Annotated in this window: 3 protein-coding genes; all 3 read left to right on the top strand. The window is 69.1% G+C overall.

The features are described 5' to 3' along the window. The first annotated feature begins 399 nt into the window (after positions 1-399). Complete coding sequence (locus PKE44_RS16645) at positions 400-2,607, top strand: ATP-binding protein (RefSeq protein ID WP_324553477.1); 2,208 nt, start codon at positions 400-402, stop codon at positions 2,605-2,607. A gap of 45 nt (positions 2,608-2,652) precedes the next feature. After that, positions 2,653-3,033: a response regulator gene (locus tag PKE44_RS16640; protein WP_324553474.1), complete on the top strand. Its 381-nt coding sequence runs from the start codon at positions 2,653-2,655 to the stop codon at positions 3,031-3,033. Then, a partial coding sequence (locus PKE44_RS16635; protein ID WP_324553470.1) for a chemotaxis protein CheX occupies positions 3,033-3,466 on the top strand: 434 nt, incomplete at its 3' end. The genes PKE44_RS16640 and PKE44_RS16635, both read left to right, overlap by 1 nt.

Here is a 3,466-nt window from a genome sequence, read left to right as displayed (position 1 = left end):
GGGCTGACGAGTGCAGGACAGCGGCGTTTCAGGAACCTCCCGACGCGCCGCGCCCCGGTGCCGGCGAACGGGTTTTCCGGGCAGGAGCGGGTTTTCAATCCACAGCTTCCGGCTTCACCGGAACCGTCGTCCGCCGCCCTCTGCCCCGCCGCGACGGATGACGGCCGCTGCACCGTCGCAGTGCAACAGAATGCAATCCGGCTGCCCGATGCCGGGGCAATGCGGCACGGCATGACGCCGAATCCTTACCGATCATTCATTTATCAGGCGTTCCGGACTATGTTCCGGGGCTGTCGGCCTCTGGCCCGATAATTGCGAAGTGTTGATCGGGATCATGGTCCGCCCGCCCGGACCCTGATTCCGGACCCCAGGACTTCCGTCGGCAAACAGGACCGCATCATGAACGTCGCCGCCCCCTCGACCGTTCCACGCCGCCGCACCGGCTTCGGCAAGTACCGCACGATCGTGCTGTCGATCGCCTTGTTTCTCGTGTTCGACCTCGGCGTGCTGATCCTCAACTTCTATACGTCGAGCGAGATCAGCACCGACGCCGTCGGCATCAACCTCGCCGGCCGCCAGCGCATGCTGTCGCAGCGTCTGGTCAAGGCCCTGCACGAGTTCGGGGCGGCGCCGGCCGGCAGTACCGAAGCGACCAACGCGCTGATGGAACTGCGCAACACCACGACGCTGTTCGACACCACGCTGAGCGCCTTCGAGCGCGGCGGCGAGACCACCGGCGGTGACGGCCGCGCGGTGCTGCTGCAGCCGGTGAGCGACGCCAGAGGCCGCGCCGCGGTCGAGGCGGCGCTGAAACTCTGGCAGCCGCTGAAAACGGCGCTCGATCCGGCGCTGCGCGGCAGCGATGCGGCGGCGCTGCACGAGGCGGTGCGCCTGGCGAGCAGCAGCAACCTGGCGCTGCTGCGGCTGATGAACGACCTGACCACGGCACTCGAACAGGTCGCCGCCGGCAAGGCCGATCGCCTGCGCCTGATCCAGACCATCGGCATCGGGCTTGCGCTCGCGAACTTCTTCCTGATCCTCTTTCACTTCATCCGCCAGCTGCGCGACAGCGACACGCGCGCCGAGACCGCGCGGCGCGAGACGGTCGAGATCCTCGATACCGTCACCGACGGCCTGTTCCTGCTCGACCGGGAGCTGACGATCGGCGCGCAGCCGTCGAAGTCGCTGCACGGCCTGTTCGGCCGCAGCACCCTCGCCAACCAGCCCTTCCTGCCGATGCTGCGCGAGATCGTCTCCGAGAAGGTCTATCGCGAGGCGGCGGATTTCCTCGACGTGCTGTTCCGCGAGCACGTCAACCTGAAGCTGGTGGCGAGCCTCAACCCGCTGCACGAGGTCGAGGTGCTGATTCCCGGCCCGAACGGCGAACCGCAGCGCAAGTACCTCGGCATCGAGTTCACGCGCGTCACCGATGCGCACTCGGCGCTCGTGCACCTGCTGGTGACGGTGCGCGACATCACCGTGCGCATCGAGCTGGCGCGCCAGCTCGAACTGTCGCGCCGTCAGGCCGAGGAACAGATGAGCCTGCTGCTCGGCATCCTGCACGTCGAGCCGCCGCGGCTGCGCGAGTTCATCGACCGCGCCGACAAGGCGCTGCACGACATCAACGCCACGCTGCGCCGCCACGGCAGCAAGCACCTGTCGAAGCGCGACGAATATCGCGGCGTGCTGAACGAGATCTTCCCGACCATCCACGCGCTGAAGGGCGAGGCCGGCCTGCTCGGGCTGGAGTTCTTCGAGAAGCTCGCGCACGACTTCGAGGAGCGCATCGTCGAGCTGCGCGGCCTCAAGCGCGTCGGCGGCGACGAGCTGATCGGGCTCGCGGTGCAGCTCGACCGGCTGATCGGCAGCGTCGAGGCGGTGCGCGCGATGGTCGAGCGGCTCGGTTCGCTGCAGCAGGGCTTCGCGCAGGAAGCGACGGCCGCTGCCGGGGCGCCGGCCGGGGCCGCGGCCGAAACGCCGGCGATGGCCCCGACCAGCACCGCTGCGCCGCTGCCGGAGCTGACCGTCGACACCTTCCGCTTCCTGGTCGAGCGTCTGGCGCAGACCGAGCACAAGCGCGTGCAGCTGCTCGCGAGCGGCCTCGACACGCTCGCGGTCAGCGGCGCCGAGCAGATCACGGCGCTGCGCGAGGTGCTGGTGCAGCTGCTGCGCAACGCCGTCGCGCACGGCATCGAGACCCCGGAGGAGCGCCACCTCGCCGGCAAGACCGATGTCGGCACCATCCGCCTGCAGGCACGCGCCGATGCCAGCGCCGGCATCGAGCTGATCTGCCACGACGACGGCCGCGGCCTCGACCCCGGGCGCATCCGCGCCGCCGCGCTGCAGAGCGGGCGCTGGAGCGAGGACGAGCTGGACGCGATGGGCACGGCCGGGCTGCGCGCGCTGCTGTTCGAGCCGGGCTTCACGACCGCCGCCGAAGCCACCCTCGCCGCCGGCCGCGGTGTCGGCATGGACGTGATCAAGCACCGCGTCGAGGCGCTCGGCGGCACGCTGTCGGTGGCCTCGGAACCGGGACGCTACTGCGCGTGGCGCATCACGCTGCCCGGCCTGCCGGGACTCGGCGAACTCAGCTTCGAGACGACCTGATCATGCCCCCTGCCCTGCGACGACAGACTCATTGAGGACAGGACCATGCCGGAACCGAAGCCGCTGACGCTGCTGATCGTCGACGATTCACACATCATCCGCCGCCGCATCGAACGCAGCGTCGCCATCGACGGCCTCGACATCGTCGGCACCGCCGCCGATGGCGACGAGGCCGTGCGCAAGTTCAGGAAGCTGCTGCCCGACGCCGTGACCATGGATCTGACCATGCCCGGCATGGACGGCCTGCAGACGATCTCGGCGGTGCTGGCGATCCGGCCCGACACGCGCATCCTGGTCGTCTCGGCGCTCGCCGATCGCTCGACCGCGATCGAGGCGATCCGCCGCGGCGCGCGCGGCTTCCTCTACAAGCCCTTCGATGACGCGCAGCTCAACGAGGCGCTGACGGAACTGCTGGAACTGCACTGATGCTGAACGAAACCCAGCTCAAGGTCTTCGTCGACCACGCCACGCATTACTTCTCGGCCTTCGCGCAGGAGCCGGCGATCGTGCGCGTGCCCTACCTGATCAGCCACGACGAGTCGCTGGTCTACGACTACACCGGCGTCATCGGGGTTTCGGGCGCGTTCCGCGGCTGCGTGTACTTCACGGCCCCGGCGAGGATGATGCAGTACCTGCTGATGACGCAGGGCGAGACCGAGCACTCGCAGGAGCACTGCCTCGACGTGGTCGGCGAGATCGCCAACACGCTCGCCGGCAACGCCCGGCGCGAACTCGGCTCCGACTTCATGATCTCGGTGCCGATCCGCATCGCCGGCAAGCCCGAGCAGCTGACCCTCGCCCGCAGCGCCCGCTCGTATGCGATCCCGATCCAGTGGCGCGTCTACAGCGCGGCGCTGGT

Origin of the sequence: Plasticicumulans sp., assembly GCF_035331805.1 — a bacterium.
Lineage (GTDB): Bacteria > Pseudomonadota > Gammaproteobacteria > Competibacterales > Competibacteraceae > Plasticicumulans.
This window is presented reverse-complemented; position numbering and strand designations above follow the sequence as displayed.